This is a genomic window from Micromonospora sp. NPDC049089, assembly GCF_040648775.1.
In the GTDB taxonomy this organism is placed as follows: Bacteria; Actinomycetota; Actinomycetes; order Mycobacteriales; family Micromonosporaceae; genus Micromonospora.
The window spans coordinates 1-19,501 of the sequence record NZ_JBEZEH010000055.1 but is presented as its reverse complement, the minus strand read 5'-3'; the positions used below and the strand labels follow the sequence as shown (position 1 = coordinate 19,501).

Genomic DNA, 19,501 nt, shown 5'->3' with positions numbered 1-19,501 from the left:
TCCCACCGGCTCAGCGCCCCGCGTTCAGGTAGCGCAGCACGGCGAGCACTCGTCGGTGGTCGGTCCGCGCCTGGGGCAGGTCCAGCTTGGTGAAGATGGCTGTCACGTGCTTCTCCACGCTGCGTGGGGCGAGGTGGAGCGCCTCGCAGATGGCAGCGTTGGACCTGCCCTCGGCCAGCATCCCCAGAACCTCTCGTTCCCGCTCGCTGAGGCGGGCGACGCCCGCGTCCACCGCCGGCGCCGCCAGCAACTGCCGCACCACCTCCGGGTCCAGCGCTGTCCCGCCGGCGGCCACCCTTCGCAGCGCGTCGATGAAGTCGTCGGTGCTGACGATGCGGTCCTTCAACAGGTATCCGACCCGCCCGGGGTGCTCGGCGATCAGTTGCCGCGCGTACCGGGTCTCCACCCACTGGGAGAAGACCAGCACACCGGTCTCCGGGTACGCCGCCCGGATCGCCAGCGCCGCCCGCAAGCCTTCATCGGTGAAGGTCGGCGGCATCCGCACGTCGACCACCGCCGTCTCCGGCCGGTGCTCGCCGACCGCCGCCAGCAGGTCGTCGCCGTTGTCGACAGTCGACACGACGGTGATTTCGTGATCGGTCAGCAGCAACCTGATCCCGTCGCGCAGCAACGGGTTGTCCTCAGCGATCACAACTCGCATGGCAGCTCCACTGTGATGGTCGTCGGTCCGCCGGGCGGGCTGTCCACCCGCAGCGCACCGTCCAGCGACTCGGCCCGCCGGACCAGCCCTGCCAGACCCGTACCCTTGCTTCCAGGCCTTGCCCCGCCGCGCCCGTCGTCGGTGACGGTCAGGCGCAGCGTGCCGTCCAGGGCGCGAAGGTCCAGCCGGATCCGGCTGGCAGCGGCGTGCTTCGCCACGTTGGTGAGCAGTTCCGCGGCGCTGAAATAGAGCGCCGACTCCATTTCGGGTGTTGGTCGCTGGGGCAGGTCCACGTGCACGTCGACGGGCACCGCGCTGCGTGCGGCCAGGGTCTCGATCGCGGTGCTCAGGCCGGAATCCAACGCGGGCGGGTGAATGCCCCGCACGATGTCCCGCAGCTCGGTCAGTGCCTCCACCACCGCGCCCTGGGCCTGCGTCACCATCGCCCGCAGCTCCGGCTCGCCGACTCGCCGCTCGATGCGCGACAGCGCGACGCCCAACGCGACCAGCCGGGCCTGCGTTCCGTCGTGCAGGTCCCGCTCCACCCGCCGCAGGAGTGCGGCCGCATCCGCCCGCAACGCGGCCCGGCTGGCCTCCAGCGCAGCTATCCGGGCTCGCTCCGGGCCCGGCTCCAGCAGCGCCCCCACCAACCGCCGGTCCAACCACACGATGAGCCGGAAATACCACGGAAACGCCAGCAGCGCGGCCAACCCCTGTGCGGCCAGACCCCAGGTGCCGCCCCACGGCGGATCCTGCGGGAACCGGTGCATCCACACGGGGTACGCGAGCCCCAGCAGCCCTCCCACGATGAGGACCCCGCCGAGGTAGGTGGCCGCGGTCATCAGCGGCAGCCGGGCTAAGCAGTACCCGAGGGCCCTCCAACCGCTGGCGTCTGTCAGCACCGCAGCCGCCCAGCGCACCGGGCCCGACCCGCGGCGTCGCAGCGGTGGCGGGTTCGGCCAACTCCAGCCGAGGAAGAGCTGGGCCGGTCCACGGAAGTACCGCACTGTCAGCCGGACCAGCACCAGCACACCGGTCAGCAGCGGTAGCCCGATCGTCAGCAGCGACAGCGCGGAGAACACCAACCCCAGCAGTGCCAGCGCGAACGTCGGCACGGCCAGTACGGCGCCGGTGACCGCGTATCCGACCTCACGCCAGGTACGGCCGGCCACCGGCGCGCGCAGGACCGTGGCGACGACCGATCTCACGCGTCGACCGCCAGCGACTCCACCGCCGGGCGGCGCATCGCGACCAGCGCCGGCACCACGGTGCCCAGCAGGACCAGACCGATCACCGCGGCCAGGCCGACGGTCAGCTGCCCGCTCGGCAGGTACGGCATCCACGTGCCCAGCATGCCGTGCAGCATCGGCACCAGGGTGACCATCGCGACCACCGTACCCATCGCCAGAGCGGTCAGGGTCACCATCAGGGCTTCGCAGACGACCACGGCCAGCACCCTCATCCTGCTCGCGCCGACCAGCCGGGTCACCGCAAGCTCCCGGCGCCGGGCCAGCAGCACGGTCACCAACGTGTTCACCGCTGCGACCGCGGCGAAGGCCACATAGACGGCAGTCCCGGAGTACTCCGTCCACACTCGTGCCGCCGATTCGGGGGCGGCGTTCACATGTTCGGACGTGGTGTGCGTGAGCACCTTCACCATGGCGAACGCGATGGCGAGCACCAGTGGTACCAGCGCGCCGGACAGCGCCTTGGACCGCACCGCGAGGTTGTCCGCAGCCAGCGCCCCGGTGCCCCCGAACAATCGCGCCAGCGGGGCGGCCATCCGCAGCAGGACCGGACCGAGGAAACCGGCCCCGACGCACAAGGCCAGCATCGTGAGGAAGCTCGACTCGCCGGCCTTCGCCGGGTCGCCGTTCGCGATCTGGATCGACAGCAGTACGCCGCCAGCCACGAGTACCACCCCGATCGCGGTACGCACAAAGCTGAGCTGCCGCCGCGGAACGGCCGTCTCGGTCAGCGCGGCGGCGGGGCGTACCCGTGCGGGACGAATCGCGGCGACCAGCGCACCGAGCATCGACGCCCCGACGGTGATGCCCAACGCGGCGGGCAGCGCCGCGGTCGAACTGTGGAACGTCACGCCCTGTGGGATCACCCCGTGCCCGGTGAGCCCCGCCAACCAGGCGCGGGCGAGTAGGGCACCGAGTGGCACCCCGAGCAGGACCGCCGGCACCGCCACCGCAGCGGCCTGGGCCGCCACCGCGCGGCGCACCCGCCCGGGAGTGGCACCGACCGCCCGCACCAGCGCGATGTCCCGGCCCTGCCGGGCGATCGACGACGTCATGGTCAGCCCAACGATCAATGCGGTCAGGTACACCGACATCACCACGAAAAGCGTGGCCATCTCGGGGATGCTGCTCTCCGTCAACGCCTGGCGGGCGGCCGGGTCCAACCGCGCGCCGGACAGCGAGGAGGTGGCGCCGAGCGCTCCGGACGCCAGCGCGGCGGCCAGGCACTGCGTGATGAACGGGCCAGCGAATGCCCACGGCTGCTTGCGCAGCGCCTGCCTGGTCAGCCCCGCGTTCACCGGGCCACCGCCGGGTCAGTCACCGTGCGGGCCAACCGCTCCGTGATGGTTGTCGGATCGGGCGTCGGGCCGTCCGCCACCACCTCACCGTCGCGCAGCAGGATGAGCCGGTCGCTCCAGGCCGCAGCCATCGGGTCGTGGGTGACCATCACCACCGTCACCCGGGAGCGGTCCACCCCGCTCCGAAACAACTGCAGAACCTGCGCACCGGTGGTCGGGTCCAACGCCCCGGTTGGCTCATCAGCGAAGACCACGGCGGGACGGCCAGCCAACGCACGGGCAATGGCGACCCGCTGACGCTGGCCACCGGACAACTCACCAACCGACCTGCCAGCCAGCCCGGACAGCCCGACCTCGGCCAGCACCTCGTCGAGCGGGCGCGGGCGCGGACCACCCAGTCGACGGGGCAGCAGCACGTTCTGCCGCACCGTCAGTTCCGACAGCAAGTTGTAAGACTGGAACACGAAACCCACCCGGTCGCGCCGCAGCCGGGTCAGCGCACCTTCGCGCATCCGAGTGACGTCGCGGCCGACCAGCCGGACCCGCCCCGACGTCGGCCGGTCCAGCCCGGCCGCGCACTGAAGCAGGGTGCTCTTGCCCGACCCGGTCGCGCCCATCACCGCCACGAACGTGCCGGCCGCCACCGCGAGTGAGGCGCTGCGAAGAGCGGCGACCGGCCGGCGGCGCGAGCCGTAGATGCGGGTCACCCCGTCAAGTTCCACCACGTTGTCCATGCGCTCCAGCCTCGGCGCCGGCGGCGGCAGGGACATCCGGGTGGCCCGAACGGTACGGGTGCGGTTATCCGCACCACCTTGTGAGAGGCCTACCTGGTGTTCGCGCCCGACCGCCTGGACTTCGCCGCTGCCGAGCGGTCCACGGCGGTACTAACCGCAGCGGAGAAGGACCAGTTCACCGCAGCGCTGCACACCGGCGATCCCCGCTGGGTCCTCGGGCGTGACAGCCGAGCTTTCGCCCGGATCAGGGGACGATCACCACGCCGCCGCGCACGCCGCCCTGGGCCAGCCGCTCGTGGGCGCTCGCCGCGTCGGCGAAGGGGTACACGTCAGCGACCCGGAGCGGGATGTCGCCGCTGATGACGAGTTTGACCAGTTCGCCGAGCCGGGTTCCGTCCGGTAGCACCTCCAGCGCGAAGGTCCGGATTCCGCGTACCGGCTCCGGGCGGAGCGGGGGTGACGCGGCCACGTAGCCGCCGCCGTCCCGAACGAGGTCCAGCAGCGAGGAGCCGATCACCGCCAGGTCGATGACCGCGTCGAACGTGCCCGTCGGGTCGTCGGTGCGGGACAGGAACGCCGCACCCAGCGACTCGACGAACTCGCGGTCGTTCGCCCCGGCGAGTCCTGTGGCGTGCAGACCGGTCGACCGGGCGAGCGCCAGAACGAACCCACCGACCTGTCCGGCGGCGCCGGTGACGAGCACTGTTGAACCCGTGGGGAGCGCGAGCAGGTCGAGTGCCTGGGCGGCGGCGAGGCCATTGGTCGGCAGGGTCGCCGCCTCGGTGGCGGGGACACCGGCGGGCGCGGAGGTCAGCCAGGCGGCGTCGAGGACCACGTATTCAGCGTGGGCGCCGGCAGTGGTTTGCAGCCATGGCGAGAAGCCGATGACCTCGTCGCCGATCGCGTACTCGTCGACCGATGGGCCGACCGCGTCGACGCTGCCGGCAACGTCCCAACCGGGCGTGTACGGCAGGCCGGTCGGCAACGGGGCCGGAAACCGACCGGAGCGGACCATCAGATCGACCGGATGGACGACCGACGCCGCGACCCGCACCCGTACCTGCCCCGGCGCGGGCTCGGGCACCGGCATCTCGGCCACGTGCAGGACCTCCGGTCCTCCGAACTGTGCATAGCTGACTGCGCGCATCGCCGTCTCCTTCGTGGGACTTCGTTCTCACCACGACCGTACGAAGCATCGGCACTGTGAGAAAGTAGGTACCTTAAAGTGCCTAGGGCACCAAAGGAGGAAAGATGGCGACGTCGACCGCAGCGAAACGCCGTGAACAGGCGAAACGTGACTACGACGCGTTCCTTGACCAGTGCCCGACCCGTGAGCTGCTGAGCAGACTCACCGACAAGTGGGTCGCCCTGGTGATCCCAGCGCTCGTCAACGGCCCGCAGCGGCACGGCGAGCTCGCTCAGCGCATCGCCGGCGTCAGCCAGAAGATGCTCACCCAGACCCTGCGCACCCTGGAGCGCGACGGACTGGTCACCCGCACCGTCACCGCCTCGGTGCCGGTCCGTGTCGACTACGAGCTCACCCCGCTCGGCCACGAACTGTTCCCGGTCATGATCGCGATCAAGGACTGGGCCGAGTCGCACATGGACCGCGTCTTCGAAGCCCGGACCCGATACGACGCACGCCCCTGAGATCCCGCGACGCCGATTGCGTCCGAAACCGCCGCGATGTTTCCGCCCGGAGCTGCCTGGTGCGGACCGCCAAGATCACCGCCGGCTTTGCCGCTGTGCGAACAAGAGATCTTGGACAGTTTCCGTTCCATAATGACGGAAACTGTCCAAGATTCACGCCCATGCCCACGGCGTCGCCTGACATCGGTCCGGTGGGGTCGTCTCTACCCGGCGCTTGCCCCGGAGTCGACAGGGCGGGACAGCACCAACGCCTGCGCGGCGATGACGCGTTCGCCGTCGAAGGTCAGCGCCGGTGACCCGTACAGCTGATAGCCCTTGTCGAGAAGCGCGCTGACGCGGGCGCAGAACTCGGCATCATCGGGCCCGGTGATGAGACGGTAGCCGAGCGGCTTCGTGTGATCCGACACCGCTGCATTGTCACCGTCCGGACGCCGGAGCGCCGTCCCGGGCAGCATCCCGTGACAGAACGCTGCTCACAGCAGGTGGGTGCGGAGGAACTCCAGCTCCAGGGGGAGTAGCCGCTCGGCGGTGCCGTTCGCGGCCATGTGCGTAGCCCCGGTCAGCGGCAGCACGGCGTGCGGTCGGCCGGTGCTCAACAGGGCGGCCGAGAGTCGGAGGGTGTGCGCGGCCACCACGTTGTCGTCGGCCATGCCGTGCACCAGCAGCAACGGGCGGGCCTGCTCCGGGCTGGTGACCGGCTCGGCGGCCAACTCGACCAGCGAATGGTGCGCGTAGATGTCCTGGCCGTCTTCCGGCAACCCCAGATAACGCTCGGTGTACGCGGTGTCGTACAGCGCCCAGTCGGTCACCGGGGCCCCCGCGATCCCGCACCGGAACAGCTCCGGGTGCCGCAGCACCGCCAAGCCGGCCAGCCACCCGCCGAACGACCAACCGCGCACCCCCACCCGTCCCAGGTCCAGGTCCGGGTGCTTGCCGGCGAGCGCGGTCAGCGCGTCGATCTGGTCGGTCAGGATCACGTCGGCGACCCGCCGGTGGATCGCCTTCTCGAACGACGGCGCGACGCCCGGCGTACCCCGGTTGTCGATGGTGACCACCGCGAACCCGGCGTCGGCCCACCACTGCCGCTCCAACCACGCGGCCCGCGCCGCCACGACCTCCTGGTGCCCCGGGCCGCCGTAGATGTCCAACAGCACCGGCAGCCGCCGGCCCGTCACGTGGTTGTCCGGGTAGAGCACCGCCGCCGGCAGCCGCCGGTCGGTCACCCGTTCGAGCAGCGGCAGCGGCGAATACGGCGGGGCGGCGGCGAACGAGCGCAACTCGGCGATTTCCTGATCGCCGCGACGCACCGTCCAGCGCACCCCTGCGTGATCCAGCGACGTGACCCCGACGGCCAGCACGTCCCCGCCCACAGCGGCGGTGTACCAGCCGGAGTCGGTGGTGAGCCGACGCGCGTCCACGCCACCGCCGATGGTGGTGCGGACCCGGAACAGGTGCCGCTCGCTCGGCTCGCCGTCGCTCGCCTCCACGAGCAGGTCGGCCGGGCCGGTGGCGGCCGGCAGCCGACCCACCACCCGTCGTACGTACAGCGACGGCGGGGTGAGCAGGGTGCCGTCCGCGAACAGGCATCGGGCGTCGTACCCGTCGTGGGCAAGTTCCCCACCGACCAGTACGCGGCCATCCGGCAGGTGCGCGGGGGTGCCGGCGATCGGTTCGACCCAGCGAGGATCGGCCAGCTCGGCGTGCACCTGCGTCTCACCGGTGCGCGGGTCGACCGCCAGCACCAGCCCGTGCTGCTGCGAACGGCGCAGCACGGTGATCAACGGAGTGCCCTCGCCCCAGCTCACCCCGGTCAGGTATGGGTAGGTCTCCCGGTCCCAGTGCACGTCGACCCAGCCGTCGTCCAGGTCCAGCAGGTGCAGGCTGACCTCCGCGTTCGGCCCACCGGCCCGGGGGTACGCGATGGCGGTCGGCGGGCTCGCCGGCTCGGCCGGGTCGTGCAGGTGCCACCGCTCCAGGCGGGACTCGTCGACCCGGGCGGCGAGCACCGAACGGCTGTCCGGCGACCACCAGTACCCCCGGAACCGGCCGAACTCCTCCGCCGCGATGTGCTCGGCCAACCCCCAGCTCACCCCGGCGTCCTCGCCGGCCAGCAGGGTGTCGGTGCCGTCGGGGTCGATCACCCGCAGTTCACCCCGACGCACCCCTTCGGCGGCGTCCGTCACGTATGCCAACCGCTGCCCGCTCGGGTCCGGACGTGGGTCCAGCACCGGGCCGGCGGTCACCACCTCCACCACGTCGCCGTGCACCAGATCGGCCCGGAACAACCGCCCGGCCAGCGCGAACACCGCAACCCGGCCGGCCGCGTCCAACGCGTACGAGCCGATGCCGGCGGCGCTGAGCCGCAGCCGCTCGCGGAGCGCGCGTTCGCCGGGGGAGAGGGAGCGGACGTCCCCGCCCTCGCCCAGCAGGGTCGCCGGGTCGGCGACCAGCCGCTCCTCGCCGGTGCCCACGTCCAACAGCCAGAGTGCGTCCGCCGGATCCTCGGGGCCGGCGGAACGCAGGAAGATCACCCGGGAGCCGTCCTCAGCCACCGAGACAGCGCGTGGCGCGCCGTGGCTGAACCGGCGGGTGCGGGCGGCCAGCTCCGGAAAGTCCACACGCCAAATCGTAGAGCCGGAGCGGGGGTGATGTGGCCGACCTGGGCGGACGCGTCAGCGTTGGCTGGGCCGAACCGCCAGTTAGAGTGACCGTCGTGACGATGCTGCCCGACCGCCGCCTGCTGCTGGTCCACGCGCACCCCGACGACGAGTCGATCGGCACCGGCTCGACGATGGCCCACTACGCCGCCGACGGCGCGCACGTCACGCTGGTGACCTGCACGCTCGGCGAGGAGGGCGAGATCCACGTGCCAGCGCTGGCGCAGCTCGCCGCCGCCGAGGCCGACCAGCTCGGCGGGTACCGGGTGGCCGAGCTGGCCGCCGCGTGCGCCGCGCTCGGCGTCAGCGACCACCGTTTCCTCGGCGGCGCCGGCCGCTACCGTGACTCCGGGATGATGGGGCTCGCGACGAACGAGCACCCCCGGGCGTTCTGGCAGGCCGACCTCGACGAGGCCGCCGGGCACCTCGTGGAGATCCTGCGAGAGGTACGCCCGCAGGTGCTCGTCACGTACGACCCGAACGGCTTCTACGGCCACCCCGACCACATCCAGGCGCACCGGGTGGCCATGCGCGCCGTCGAGCTGGCCGCGGAGGAGGGCTGCGCCCCGCTCAAGGTCTACTGGACGGCCCTGCCGCTCAGCGTCCTGGAGGCCGGCATGACGCATTTCGCCGAGTCGTCCGACAACCCGTTCGGCGGCATCGAGGACATCGCCGACCTGCCCTTCGGCACCCCGGACGCCCAGATCGGCGCCCGTATCGACGGCACCGACCAGCACACGGCCAAGGAGGCCGCGATGCGGGCGCACGCCACCCAGATCCCGGCCAACTCGTGGCTCTACTCGATCGCCGGCAACTTCGGTGGCGAGTTCATGGGCGTGGAGTTCTTCACCCTCGCGTTGGGTGAGAAGGGCCCCGGCGCCGGGCCGTACGGCTGGGAGGACGACCTCTTCGCCGGCCTGCCCGCGGGAACCGCCCCGGACCGGTCCCCGGTCGCGGCGGCGGTTTCCCGGTGACCCTGCCGGCCGCACCGATGACGGTCGTGGAGGACCAGGAAGCCCCGCCCCCGGCGGGGCCACCGCCGCGCCTGCTGGACCTGGGCGTCCGGGTGGTCGGTGGGATCGTCGTGGTCATCGCCGGTGTGCTGACCGGCGTACTGGAGCTGCTGCTCGCCACGCTCCGCGTCGGCGGGCAACTGGTCGGCGTGTCGGTGCTCCTCGCCATCGGCGCCAACATCCTGCTGAGTTGGTTCGCGTACGAGGCGGTCGGCCGTCGCTGGGCGGTGGCGCTGCCGGCGGTGCCGTGGTTCGCGCTGATGGCGGTCGCCGCCATCCGAACCAACGAGGGCGACCTGTTGCTGGCCGGCGACAACTGGGTCGGGCTGGCCATGATCGTGGCCGGCGCGATGACCTTCGCGGTGATGGGCTTCCGGCAGATCCTCGCCCCACAGCCGACCATGCTGGGCGGCTGACGCCGGGCTGGTTTCGGCTGCTGTCGGGTGATGACGGCTCCCAGGTAAGGGTGGTAGATATTCCTGCCAGGGATGCGAACCCCGCGACGGGGCGTACGGCAGGAGGGTCCGGCGATGAACAAGCGGTGGCGTGACCTCGGGGTGCTCGTTGCAGCGCTGTTCGCGGTCAACGTGGTCGCCCGATTGATCATCCGGCTCGGCTTCGACGGTGACGACACCGCCGCCGACCGGGTGTCGCTGGCGATGTTCACGGTGATCGGCCTGATCCTCGCCGTGGTCGCCTTCCGTTGGGGTCGTCGCCGACCGCTGGCGGGCTGGGCTGCCGACATGGCCCTCGTGGTGCCGGTGGCGTTGCTGCTGACTGTGCTGGTCGGGCCCCTGCTGGTCGGTCACGACCCGTTCGCCGGCGGCGCGGCGACGTTCTTCGCGCAGATCTGGCTCTACCTGCTCGCCAGCGGCGCCGGGTTGCTGATCGGCTATCTGGTGCTCACCGCGCTCGGCCGTGACTACCGCTCTCAGCAGCTCAAGCGGTACGCCGAGGTCAAGGCCGCGAAGCCCCGCCGGGTCGTCCGCCGCTGACACCGCCCGGCTCGGCCGTCCCGACGTTGCGGCCGCCCGTCTGGGCCGCCCGAACGCAGCTTGATCGACTCGGCTTCCTTGAAGTCGGGGGGTTCCGGGCGTCCGGATGCCGCGACTTCCTGAAAGCCGAGTGGATCAAGCGCCGGGCCGCCGCCGTGCCGGGCCGCCGCCGTGCCGGGCCGCCGCCGTGCCGGGCCGCCGCCGGGCCCGGCGGCGCTCGACGCGCGCCTCGCGAGTCAGTTCGGGGCGACCCGGGTCAGGTAGGTGTGGTGGGTGACGAAGCCGAGCCGCTGGTAGAGCGCGACCGCCGCCGCGTTGCGCTGCTCGACCTGGAGGAACGCGTGCGTCGCGCCAGCTGACACGCCCCAGTTGGCCAGCTCGTGGATCACGCGGCGGGCCAATCCCTGACGGCGGGCCGCCGGTACCACCTCGATCAGGCTGAGGCCCAACCAGCGCCCCTGGCCGGTCACGGTGCCGCGGCCGACGGCCACCAGGGCGTTGTCGGCGTACACGTGGGCGAAGCGGACCTGGCCCACGGCGGTGAGGACGTGTCGGGCGGCGTCCGGCAGGCCGCCCTTGCGGCCGGCGGCGATGGCCAGCCATTCGTCGCTGGGCTCGGTGGCCAGCTCGACGACCGCACTGCCCCACCCGTCGGCCTGGCCGCTGGCGGGCGTCGACGCCGGCAGGGGCAGCGGCGCGGTCTGCACCAGCGTCGGCGGGCGGGTGCCCCAGCCGCGGTCGTCCAGTTCGGCACCGACCGGAGCGGCGAGGGGCAGCGGCGTGTTGATCAAGGCGGGTTGCCCTCGCTCGGCGTACCAGCGCTCCACCGCGTCGACCGCGGCGGCCAGTGGTCGGTCCGGGTCGCCGATCGGCAGCGCCGAGTTGGCGCGCCCGGTCCAGCCCTCGGCCGACCGGAGCAGCCAGTCACCCAGTCGGCCCCGCGTTGGTGCGGGCCAGGCCTCGTCGGCGGCCCGCTCCAGGGCCACGACGGCCGCAGCGGTCGGCCGACGGGTCGGCGGAACGCGCTTGGCGCGGTGGACCTGCGCCACCGGGACCCGAAGCGGCCCCTGCGCGGTGGCCAGCGTGAGATGAGTCTCGCTCAGCTCGACCAGCTCGCCGAGGGCATCGGAAAATAGCGGGCGGCCCTCGCGAATCCCCACAATCCGGCGGACCACGATTCGGTGTCCCACATCCTGCTGTCGGAGCACGATCGACCCCCTCCCCGGCGAGATACTAGGCTCTTACCGTCGCGGGAGATCGCGGCGAGTCTTGCGGAGGAGAAGACCGGTGACCTACATCATCGCCGAGCCGTGCGTAGATGTGCTCGACAAGGCATGCATCGAGGAGTGCCCGGTCGACTGCATTTACGAGGGCAATCGGATGCTCTACATCCACCCCGACGAGTGCGTCGACTGTGGTGCCTGTGAGCCCGTCTGCCCTGTAGAGGCGATCTTCTACGAGGACGACGTCCCGGAGCAGTGGAAGGACTACACCGGCGCGAACTACGAGTTCTTCGAGGACCTGGGCTCGCCCGGTGGCGCCTCGAAGGTCGGCAAGGTGGAGAAGGACGCCACCTTCGTCGCCGCGCAGCCGCCGCGCGGCGAGGGCCACTGAACCGGCCCGCGCCGGTCTCGTCGCGGCTGCCCGAGTTCACCTGGGACACCCTGGACGCCGCGGCCACGTTGGCCGCGGCGCATCCGGAGGGCCTGATCAACCTCTCCATGGGTACGCCGGTCGACCCGGTGCCCGAGGTGATCCGGCGGGCGTTGGCTGACGCGTCCGACGCTCCCGGTTACCCGCTGACCGCCGGCACTCCGGCGTTGCGGGCCGCCATCGCGGCGTGGGTGTCCCGGGCCTGTGGCGCCGGCGTCGACGGTCTCGGTGTGCTGCCGACCATCGGCTCGAAGGAGCTGGTGGCCTGGCTGCCCACGCTGCTTGGCATCGGCCCGGGTGACGTGGTGGTGGTGCCGTCGGTCGCGTACCCCACCTACGAGGATGGCGCCCGGCTGGCCGGTGCCACAGTCGTTCGTGCCGACTCGCTCACGGCGGTCGGGCCGACCTCGCGGGTTCGCCTGGTCTGGGTCAACTCGCCCGGCAACCCGACCGGCCGGGTGCTGCCCGCGGCGCACCTGCGCAAAGTGGTCGACTGGGCCCGCGAACGTGGCGCGGTGGTCGCGAGCGACGAGTGCTACCTGCCCCTGGGCTGGTCGGCCGACCCGGTCTCGGTGTTGTCTCCGCAGGTCAGCGGGGGCAGCTACGCCGGGGTGCTGGCCGTGCACTCGCTCTCCAAGCGGTCCAACCTCGCCGGCTACCGGGCCGGCTTCGTGGCCGGCGACCCGGCGCTCGTCGCCGAGCTGCTCAAGGTCCGCAAGCACGCCGGCATGATCGTGCCCGCGCCGGTGCAGGCGGCCATGGTCGCCGCGCTGGAGGACGAGCGACACGCCGAGGAGCAGCGGGAGCGTTACCGGGCCCGCCGGGAGGTGCTCGCCGCGGCGTTCACCGGTGCCGGGTTCACCGTCGAGCACTCCGAGGCGGGCCTCTACCTCTGGCTGACCAGGGGTGAGGACTGCTGGCAGACGGTCGACTGGCTGGCGCGACGCGGCATCCTGGTCGCCGCCGGCGCCTTCTACGGCCCGACGGCCGGGCAGCATGTCCGGGTCGCGCTGACCGAGTCCGACGAGCACATCGCCGGCGTCGCGGCGCGCCTCGCCTGATCGCGGCGCCGGGCGGTCGAGCATGACGGACAGGCCGGGTGCGCGGGTACGGGCGGCGGTCGTCGGCACCGGCCTGATCGGTGGCTCGGTGCTGCTCCGGATGGTCGCCGCCGGCATCGACGTGGTCGGGTGGGACCCGGACGAGGCCACCCGGCGGGAGACCCGTCGGGTGGGCGTACCCGCGCCGGACCGCCTGGTCGAGGCGGTGACCGACCGGGACGTGGTCTTCCTGTGCGGACCGTTGCCCACCCTGCCGGCGACGCTGGTCGACGTGGCGGCGATGACCGGTGAGCGTTGTGTGCTCACCGACGTCGGTAGCACCAAGGAACAGGTGGCGGCGTTCGCCGCCGCGCACGGGCTGACGCACCGGTTCGTGCCCGGCCACCCGATGGCGGGCACCGACCGGGCGGGCTTGACGGCCGCGCGCCCGGACCTGCTCACCGGCGCGGCCTGGGTGCTCTGTCCGGCGCCCGGCCCGGCCACCACCGCGTTCCGTTGGCTGGCCGAGCTGCTGGTGGAGGTCTTCGAGGCCCGGGTGGTGCCGATGTCCGCCACGGAGCACGACTCGGCCGCCGCGCTCGCGTCACACGTGCCGCACCTGCTCGCCGGCGCGCTGGCCGGCGCCGTGCAACGCGCGCCGCTGCGCGACGCGATCCTCGCGCTCGCCGCCGGCAGCTTCTCCGACGGCACCCGGGTCGCCGGAACCCCGGCCGATCGGACCGCCAACATGCTGCTCGGCAACCGGGACCGGGTGCTGCGTGAGCTGGCCGAGGTCACCGCGTTCCTGGACGACCTGACCACCGCGCTGCGCGCCGATGACGCCCCGGCGCTGACCGCACGCTACGACGAGGCGCGGGCCTCCCGGGTGGCGCTGCGCGACAGGCGGTTCGACGTGGACGACAGACAGTTCCCGGCCGGTGGTGACCACGCCGCAGAGGTGTCCTGGTTGCGCGAGCTGGGGGTGGCCGGCGGCTACCTGGCCGGCCTGCACGTCGACGCGGACACCGTCTCCTACGCGGCGCGGCGCCCCGTCGCTGACTAGGCTGAGGGGCATGGCGACGGACGGTCCGGTGGTGCAGGTGCGCGGCGAGGCGTACCGGGAGGTGCCGCCCGAGCTGGCCCGGTTCGCGGTCACCGCGACGGCGCGTGACCGGGACCGGGAGGCGACGCTCACCCGGTTGGCGGAGCGGGCCGCCGCCGTTCGGGTGCTGTTGGACGGCTCCGGGCCGGCGGTGGCGCGGCGGGAGACCGGCGACCTGCGGGTGCGGCCGGAGACCCGGCGCTCGGGCGAGCGGGTGGTCGCCTGGCACGGCAGAGTCACCACGACCGTCACTGTCACCGACTTCACCGCCCTGGGTGAGCTGATGCTCCGGCTCGCCGATCAGGACCAGGTCGAGGTGGCCGGCCCCTGGTGGGAGCTTCGTCCGGACAGCCCCGCTCACCGTGCGGTCCGGCACGCCGCGATCAGCGACGCGCTGCTGCGGGCCCGAGAGTACGCGGAGGCGCTGGGCGCTCAGGTCACCTCGTTGATCGAGCTGGCCGACGCGGGTCCCGGCGACCGACCAATGTTCGCCAGTGCGGCCTTCGCCCGAGGCGGTGGCGCGGGCGGTGGTCCGCCGGAGCTTGAGCTGGATCCGCAGCCGCAGACCGTGCAGGCGGCGGTGCAGGCGCGGTTCACCATCAGCGACCCGGTTCTGGGCTGATGCCGCCGGCCCGGGTGCTGTCCGCCGACGAGTTGGTGGCGCGGGCGTTGGCGCTCGCCGAGGCCGGCCCGCGACAGCTGCTCGGCATCGCCGGCGCGCCGGGCGCCGGGAAGTCCACCCTGGCGGAACGGATCGTCGCCGAGATCGGGCCGGCAGCCTGCCTGGTGCCGATGGACGGTTTCCACCTGGCGCAGACGCAACTGGTTCGCCTGGGCCGCGCCGACCGCAAGGGCGCTGTGGACACCTTCGACGCCAACGGGTACGTCTCGTTGCTGCGCCGGCTCCGCCGGTTGGAGCCGACGTCGGTCTACGCGCCGGAGTTCCGCCGGGAGCTGGAGGAGCCGGTGGCCGGCGCGATCGAGGTGCTGCCGTCGGTCCGGCTGGTGGTGACCGAGGGCAACTATCTGCTGTTGCCGGATTTCCCCTGGCAGGAGATCCGACCACTGCTGCACGAGGCATGGTTTCTCGACCTGGACGCCGAGGTGCGGCACCGCCGGCTGACCGCCCGGCACGAGGCGTTCGGTCGGTCTCCGGAGCAGGCGCGGGCGTGGGCGCTGGGCAGCGACGAGTCGAACGCCGCCTTGATCACCCCCACCGCCGACCGGGCTGACCTGGTCGTCCGCCTGTCAGATCCACCGACCGTCTAGCCGAGTTCGCGGACCGGCCGGGCCGGGTTGCCGACGGCCACCACGTTGGCGGGCAGGTCCCGGGTGACCACCGCGCCCGCGCCGACGACGGTGTCCGCGCCGATCGTCACGCCGGCCAGGACTATCGCGCCACCGCCGAGCCACACGTTGTCGCCGATGGTGATCGGCTTGGCCGCCTCCCACTTGTCCCGTCGCGGGCCGGGCTCGACCGGATGCGTCGGGGTGAGCAGCTGCACGTTGGGGCCGACCTGGACGTCCGCGCCGAGGGTGATCGGAGCGACGTCGAGGAAGACCGCGTTGTAGTTGACGAAGCTGCGGGGGCCGATCCGGATCTGCCAGCCGTAGTCGCAGTAGAACGGTGGGCGGATCCAGGTGTCCTCGCCGAGTTCGCCGAGGAGTTCACGCAGTGCCGCGATCCGCGCCTGCGGATCGGCCCCGGGAGTGGTGTTGAAGCGCTCCATCAGCCGGGCGGCCCGGTCCAGATCGGCGATGATTTCGGGATCGTCGGCGATGTATGGCTCGCCGGCGAGCATCCTGTCCTTCATGGAGGTCACCGCCCGATCATGCCGGCCGGTTCGTCGGCTCGTGGCGGGTCCGTCACTTTCTGGCCTTCTTTTTGCATACTCGGTATGCAATTCTGGGTTGTCAATGTGACTCCATCCATCAAGACGCTTGACCAGGAGGATCCGTTGCACCAGGGAAGAAGATTGGCCGCTCTCGGCCTCGTGTTCGCGCTGGCGCTCTCCGCGCCGGCTCCCGCCTCGGCCACGACCGCCGCGCCCGCCCCACCGGGCGGCACCGACAAACAGTCCACTCCGGGTGGACCCATCGCCAACCGCTCGACCACCGTCACGCTGATCACCGGTGACCGCGTCACAGTCACCGCGTCCGGTGCCTCGGTCCGGCGCGGCGCCGGCCGCGAGGACGTGCAGTTCCTGGTCCAGCGCGAGCGCGGACGCCTCACCGTGACGCCGACGGACGCGCTGCCGTTGCTGCGCTCCGGCCGGGTGGACCGGCGACTCTTCGACATCACCGGGCTGGTCGAGGCGGGTTACGACGACACCAGGCGCAGCACCCTGCCGCTGCTGGTGTCGTACGGCTCGACGGGGACCGCCCGGCGTGCCCCGGCCGCCCTGCCCGGCACGCGGCTGACCCGCGACCTGCCGGTGATCCGCGGTGCCGCCCTGAACAGCGACAAGTCCTCCCTCGGCGCGGTGTGGGCGACTCTCGCCACCGGTCGAACTGGGGCCCGGCTCGACGCGGCGGGGGGCGTCGAGCGGATCTGGCTGGACGGGCGTCGACAGGTGAGCCTCGACCACAGCGTGCCGCAGATCGGCGCGCCCGCCGCCTGGGCGGCCGGCTTCACCGGCGCCGGAGTGTCCGTCGCGGTGCTGGACACCGGCGTCGACGCGACCCACCCGGACCTGGCCGGCAAGGTGGCCGAGGCGCGCAACTTCACGGAGGCCACCGACGCTCGCGACACTGTCGGCCACGGCACCCACGTGGCCTCGACGATCGCGGGCTCCGGCGCGGCCTCCGACGGTAAGTACCGGGGCGTGGCACCGGACGCGACGCTGCTGGACGGCAAGGTCTGCGAGGACAACGGCTGCCCCGACTCGGCGATCCTCGCCGGCATGCAGTGGGCCGCGGTCGAGAAGAAGGCCGCAGTGATCAACATGAGCCTCGGCGGCTGGGACACCCCGGAGGTCGACCCGCTGGAGGAGGCGGTGCAGACCCTGACCGCGCAGACCGGCACGCTGTTCGTCCTCGCCGCCGGCAACGACGGCTCGGACGGCTCGGTCGGCTCCCCGGCCAGCGCCGACGCCGGGCTCGCGGTGGGCGCGGTGGACCGCGACGACGAACTGGCCGACTTTTCCAGCCGGGGCCCGCGAGTCGGCGACGACGCGCTGAAGCCGGACATCACCGCGCCCGGCGTCGACATCGTCGCCGCCCGGTCCGCCAACGGCGTCATCGGTGATCCGGTGGGGGACCGCTACGTCACGCTTTCCGGCACCTCGATGGCCACCCCGCACGTGGCCGGGTCGGCCGCGCTGCTGGCCCAGCAGCACCCCGGATGGCGCGCTGACCGGCTCAAGGCCACCCTGATGGCAGCCGCCAAGCCGCACCCGGACCAGACCGCCTACCAGCAGGGTGCCGGGCGGGTCGACGTCGCACACGCCATCACCCAGCAGCTCACCTCCGACCCGGTGAGCGTCTCGTTCGGGCGCACGCTCTGGCCGCACACTGACGACGTTCCGATCACCCGCACGGTGACCTGGCGCAACGACGGTCCGGCCCCGGTCACCGTGGACCTGAGCATCGAGGGCGCCGGCCCCGGCGGTCGGGCGCTGCCGGTCGGCCTCTTCCAGTTGGGCGCCGACCAACTCACAGTGCCGGCAGGTGGCACGGCCGCCACGACCGTCACCACTGACACCCGGGTCGGCGACGCCGACGGCTACTGGACCGGGCGGATCGTGGCCCGGTCCGGTGCTGCGGTAGCTGTCACCCCGCTGGCCGTGAACCGGGAGGTGGAGAGCTACACGCTCACGGTGGAGCACCTGAACCGCGCCGGAGCGCGCACAGCGGACCACTGGACGTCACTGGTCGGATTGGACACCTTCGGCTTCTGGGACGTCGTCAGTTCCGACGGGGTGGCCACCGTGCGGGTGCCCAAGGGGCACTACGGCCTGAGTGGCCTCGTCTTCGAGCCCGGTCCGGAGGACGAGCAGCGCGGGATGTCCCTGTTGATGCAGCCCGAGGTGACCGTCGAGCGGGACACCCGGATCGTCGTGGACGCCCGTCGGGCCAGGCCGGTGCGGACGACCGTTCCGGACCGGACCGCCGTCCCGCAACTGATCGACCTCAGCGGCAACTTCACCGCCGACGACGGCAGTGGGTACGGGGTCGGGCTCTGGGCGGAGACGTTCACCGGCCTGACCAGCGGTCAGATCGGCAAGCCGGTCAGCGCCGATACGTTCGTCGCAACCGTCAGCAGCAGCTGGACCACGCCGGAGGCGGACAAGAGCCCGTACCTGTACGCGTTGGCCGAGGCGATCCCTGGCCGGATGCCCACCGGGTTCGTCCGCGACTACACCCGGCGGGACCTGGCCACCGTCGTGCACCAGTTCCGCGGTGGCCAGCCGGGCACGGTGGCCGAGCGGCTCGTGTTCCCCGAGCTGGAGTACAACGTCGGCTATTCCGCTGTGGTCCTGCCCACCGTCGTGCCCGGCCAGCGGGTCGAGCACTACAACACCAGGAACGTGAAGTGGGAATCCGAAATCTACATCGGAACGGTGGACGAGGAAGGCTGGTTGAACCCGAACGCGGCGCTCTTCTCCGTCCCCACCGCCTACCGGGCCGGCCGGACGGTCCAGGAGATCTGGAACCAGGCGCCGTACTCACCGTCCTTCCCGAAACCGCGCTGGCCGCACCAGAGCGTCTCCCGGGTCGGCGACACCATCCTGGCCGACGTGCCGATGTACAGCGACGCGGCCGGGCACCCCGGCGCCTCGCTGACCGACAGTGAGCACACCAAGCTCTGGCGCAACGGCAAGCTGGTCGGGGAGAGCGAGTACGCCGGCTACGGGGAGTTCACAGTGCCACCGGGTGCTGCGGACTACCGGCTCGTCACGTCGGCGAAGCGGAGCTTCACCGACCTGAGCACCGATGTGGAATCCAGCTGGACCTTCCGGTCGAGGCACGTCGCCGGTGAGACGCCGGCCCGACTACCCCTGTCGACGGTGCGCTTCGCGCCGCCGCTGCGGGTCGACAACAGTGCTCCGGCCGGTCAGGGCTTCGTCGTGCCGGTACGGGTGCAGCGGCAGTCCGGCGCAGCGGCCAACCGGGTGGAGAAGCTCACCGTCGACGTCTCCTACGACGGCGGGAAGACCTGGAGCAGGGCGAAGCTGGTCCGCACCTCGACCGAGGGCTGGTCGGCCCTGTTGCGGCATCCGGCCGGCGCCGGCCACGTGTCGCTGCGGGCCACCGCCCGGGACACCGCCGGCAACACGGTGACCCAACGGATCATCCAGGCGTACCGGCTGCGCTGAGGCGTACCCCGTCCGGGGGGGGCGCCCGGCGCCGCCGGCCCCGCCGGGGCGGGCCGGGGTGGGGGGGGGGGGGGCGGGGGGGTGGGGGTGTGGCCCCGGGGCAGTACAGCGCCCCAAATGTGGCTGGCGCTGT

The 19,501-nt window shown here is 72.3% G+C and carries 19 protein-coding genes; 10 read left to right on the top strand and 9 right to left on the bottom strand.

Features of this window, described 5'->3' with window-relative positions; translation table 11 throughout:
* Positions 1 to 10: 10 nt before the first annotated feature.
* The 5 genes from AB0B48_RS12390 to AB0B48_RS12370 form a co-directional block, all read right to left on the bottom strand.
* Positions 11 to 661 (bottom strand): response regulator transcription factor, encoded by a 651-nt coding sequence (locus AB0B48_RS12390; protein WP_357199794.1) that lies wholly within the window; start codon positions 659 to 661, stop codon positions 11 to 13.
* Complete coding sequence (locus AB0B48_RS12385; protein ID WP_357199791.1) at positions 649 to 1,869, bottom strand: sensor domain-containing protein; 1,221 nt, start codon at positions 1,867 to 1,869, stop codon at positions 649 to 651. The genes AB0B48_RS12390 and AB0B48_RS12385 overlap by 13 nt, the downstream gene beginning before the upstream one ends.
* The gene (locus AB0B48_RS12380) at positions 1,866 to 3,206 is read right to left on the bottom strand and encodes an FtsX-like permease family protein (RefSeq protein WP_357199788.1); all 1,341 of its coding nucleotides are present in this window, start codon (positions 3,204 to 3,206) and stop codon (positions 1,866 to 1,868) included. Before AB0B48_RS12380 ends, AB0B48_RS12385 begins: the two co-directional genes overlap by 4 nt.
* A complete protein-coding gene (locus AB0B48_RS12375) occupies positions 3,203 to 3,940 on the bottom strand; it encodes an ABC transporter ATP-binding protein (RefSeq protein WP_357199785.1) in 738 nt (245 codons plus the stop codon). The genes AB0B48_RS12380 and AB0B48_RS12375 overlap by 4 nt, the downstream gene beginning before the upstream one ends.
* Positions 3,941 to 4,184: 244 nt before the next feature.
* Entirely contained in the window at positions 4,185 to 5,087 is a 903-nt protein-coding gene (locus tag AB0B48_RS12370; RefSeq protein ID WP_357199782.1) for an NADP-dependent oxidoreductase, read from the bottom strand.
* A gap of 104 nt (positions 5,088 to 5,191) precedes the next feature.
* Here AB0B48_RS12370 and AB0B48_RS12365 point away from each other — a divergent pair, with 104 nt between their 5' ends.
* Positions 5,192 to 5,590 carry a helix-turn-helix domain-containing protein gene (locus AB0B48_RS12365; protein ID WP_357199779.1) on the top strand — a complete coding sequence of 133 codons (399 nt, stop codon included), beginning with the start codon at positions 5,192 to 5,194 and terminating at the stop codon, positions 5,588 to 5,590.
* A 203-nt stretch (positions 5,591 to 5,793) separates the two neighbouring features.
* Here the strand turns inward: AB0B48_RS12365 and AB0B48_RS12360 are convergent, their stop codons facing one another.
* Both AB0B48_RS12360 and AB0B48_RS12355 read right to left on the bottom strand, forming a co-directional pair.
* Complete coding sequence (locus tag AB0B48_RS12360) at positions 5,794 to 5,997, bottom strand: DUF1737 domain-containing protein (protein ID WP_357199776.1); 204 nt, start codon at positions 5,995 to 5,997, stop codon at positions 5,794 to 5,796.
* Between the two features lie 66 nt (positions 5,998 to 6,063).
* Positions 6,064 to 8,208, bottom strand: a complete 2,145-nt coding sequence (locus AB0B48_RS12355) for a prolyl oligopeptidase family serine peptidase (protein ID WP_357199773.1) — start codon at positions 8,206 to 8,208, stop codon at positions 6,064 to 6,066.
* 86 nt (positions 8,209 to 8,294) lie between these two features.
* On the opposite strand from AB0B48_RS12355, the gene mshB reads away from it, so the two are divergent.
* The 3 genes from mshB (at position 8,295) to AB0B48_RS12340 (ending at position 10,255) form a co-directional block, all read left to right on the top strand.
* Complete coding sequence (gene mshB / locus AB0B48_RS12350; protein ID WP_357199770.1) at positions 8,295 to 9,221, top strand: N-acetyl-1-D-myo-inositol-2-amino-2-deoxy-alpha-D-glucopyranoside deacetylase; 927 nt, start codon at positions 8,295 to 8,297, stop codon at positions 9,219 to 9,221.
* Between the two features lie 17 nt (positions 9,222 to 9,238).
* Positions 9,239 to 9,676: a hypothetical protein gene (locus AB0B48_RS12345; protein WP_357199833.1), complete on the top strand. Its 438-nt coding sequence runs from the start codon at positions 9,239 to 9,241 to the stop codon at positions 9,674 to 9,676.
* A 114-nt stretch (positions 9,677 to 9,790) separates the two neighbouring features.
* Entirely contained in the window at positions 9,791 to 10,255 is a 465-nt protein-coding gene (locus AB0B48_RS12340) for a hypothetical protein (protein WP_357199767.1), read from the top strand.
* A gap of 236 nt (positions 10,256 to 10,491) precedes the next feature.
* On the opposite strand, the gene AB0B48_RS12335 is transcribed toward AB0B48_RS12340, so the two are convergent.
* Positions 10,492 to 11,463, bottom strand: coding sequence for a GNAT family N-acetyltransferase (locus AB0B48_RS12335; RefSeq protein ID WP_357199764.1), 972 nt, complete (start codon positions 11,461 to 11,463; stop codon positions 10,492 to 10,494).
* A gap of 79 nt (positions 11,464 to 11,542) precedes the next feature.
* Between AB0B48_RS12335 and fdxA the strand changes: the two genes are divergently transcribed.
* The 5 genes from fdxA to AB0B48_RS12310 are packed head-to-tail and all read left to right on the top strand — an operon-like array spanning position 11,543 to position 15,319.
* Positions 11,543 to 11,869, top strand: a complete 327-nt coding sequence (gene fdxA, locus AB0B48_RS12330; RefSeq protein WP_030490464.1) for a ferredoxin — start codon at positions 11,543 to 11,545, stop codon at positions 11,867 to 11,869.
* A complete protein-coding gene (gene dapC / locus AB0B48_RS12325; RefSeq protein ID WP_357199830.1) occupies positions 11,866 to 12,969 on the top strand; it encodes a succinyldiaminopimelate transaminase in 1,104 nt (367 codons plus the stop codon). The genes fdxA and dapC overlap by 4 nt, the downstream gene beginning before the upstream one ends.
* Positions 12,970 to 12,991: 22 nt before the next feature.
* Positions 12,992 to 14,011 (top strand): prephenate dehydrogenase/arogenate dehydrogenase family protein, encoded by a 1,020-nt coding sequence (locus AB0B48_RS12320; protein ID WP_357199761.1) that lies wholly within the window; start codon positions 12,992 to 12,994, stop codon positions 14,009 to 14,011.
* 10 nt (positions 14,012 to 14,021) lie between these two features.
* Complete coding sequence (locus AB0B48_RS12315) at positions 14,022 to 14,672, top strand: SIMPL domain-containing protein (RefSeq protein WP_357199758.1); 651 nt, start codon at positions 14,022 to 14,024, stop codon at positions 14,670 to 14,672.
* Positions 14,672 to 15,319 (top strand): nucleoside/nucleotide kinase family protein, encoded by a 648-nt coding sequence (locus AB0B48_RS12310; protein WP_357199754.1) that lies wholly within the window; start codon positions 14,672 to 14,674, stop codon positions 15,317 to 15,319. The genes AB0B48_RS12315 and AB0B48_RS12310 overlap by 1 nt, the downstream gene beginning before the upstream one ends.
* On the opposite strand, the gene AB0B48_RS12305 is transcribed toward AB0B48_RS12310, so the two are convergent.
* Positions 15,316 to 15,873 (bottom strand): sugar O-acetyltransferase, encoded by a 558-nt coding sequence (locus AB0B48_RS12305; protein ID WP_357199751.1) that lies wholly within the window; start codon positions 15,871 to 15,873, stop codon positions 15,316 to 15,318. The two genes, AB0B48_RS12310 and AB0B48_RS12305, sit on opposite strands and share 4 nt — an antisense overlap.
* Positions 15,874 to 15,948: 75 nt before the next feature.
* Here AB0B48_RS12305 and AB0B48_RS12300 point away from each other — a divergent pair, with 75 nt between their 5' ends.
* On the top strand, positions 15,949 to 19,368 hold the full coding sequence (locus tag AB0B48_RS12300) for a S8 family serine peptidase (RefSeq protein WP_357199749.1): 3,420 nt from the start codon (positions 15,949 to 15,951) through the stop codon (positions 19,366 to 19,368).
* The last annotated feature ends 133 nt before the right edge of the window (positions 19,369 to 19,501 follow it).

Bases quoted from the DNA above. Each gene is read 5' to 3' on its own strand.
- AB0B48_RS12390 (WP_357199794.1), bottom strand. From the start codon at position 661: ATGCGAGTTGTGATCGCTGAGGACAACCCGTTGCTGCGCGACGGGATC.
- AB0B48_RS12375 (WP_357199785.1), bottom strand. From the start codon at position 3,940: ATGGACAACGTGGTGGAACTTGACGGGGTGACCCGCATCTACGGCTCG.
- AB0B48_RS12370 (WP_357199782.1), bottom strand. From the start codon at position 5,087: ATGCGCGCAGTCAGCTATGCACAGTTCGGAGGACCGGAGGTCCTGCAC.
- AB0B48_RS12365 (WP_357199779.1), top strand. From the start codon at position 5,192: ATGGCGACGTCGACCGCAGCGAAACGCCGTGAACAGGCGAAACGTGAC.
- AB0B48_RS12345 (WP_357199833.1), top strand. From the start codon at position 9,239: ATGACGGTCGTGGAGGACCAGGAAGCCCCGCCCCCGGCGGGGCCACCG.
- AB0B48_RS12340 (WP_357199767.1), top strand. From the start codon at position 9,791: ATGAACAAGCGGTGGCGTGACCTCGGGGTGCTCGTTGCAGCGCTGTTC.
- AB0B48_RS12320 (WP_357199761.1), top strand. From the start codon at position 12,992: ATGACGGACAGGCCGGGTGCGCGGGTACGGGCGGCGGTCGTCGGCACC.
- AB0B48_RS12315 (WP_357199758.1), top strand. From the start codon at position 14,022: ATGGCGACGGACGGTCCGGTGGTGCAGGTGCGCGGCGAGGCGTACCGG.
- AB0B48_RS12310 (WP_357199754.1), top strand. From the start codon at position 14,672: ATGCCGCCGGCCCGGGTGCTGTCCGCCGACGAGTTGGTGGCGCGGGCG.
- AB0B48_RS12300 (WP_357199749.1), top strand. From the start codon at position 15,949: ATGCAATTCTGGGTTGTCAATGTGACTCCATCCATCAAGACGCTTGAC.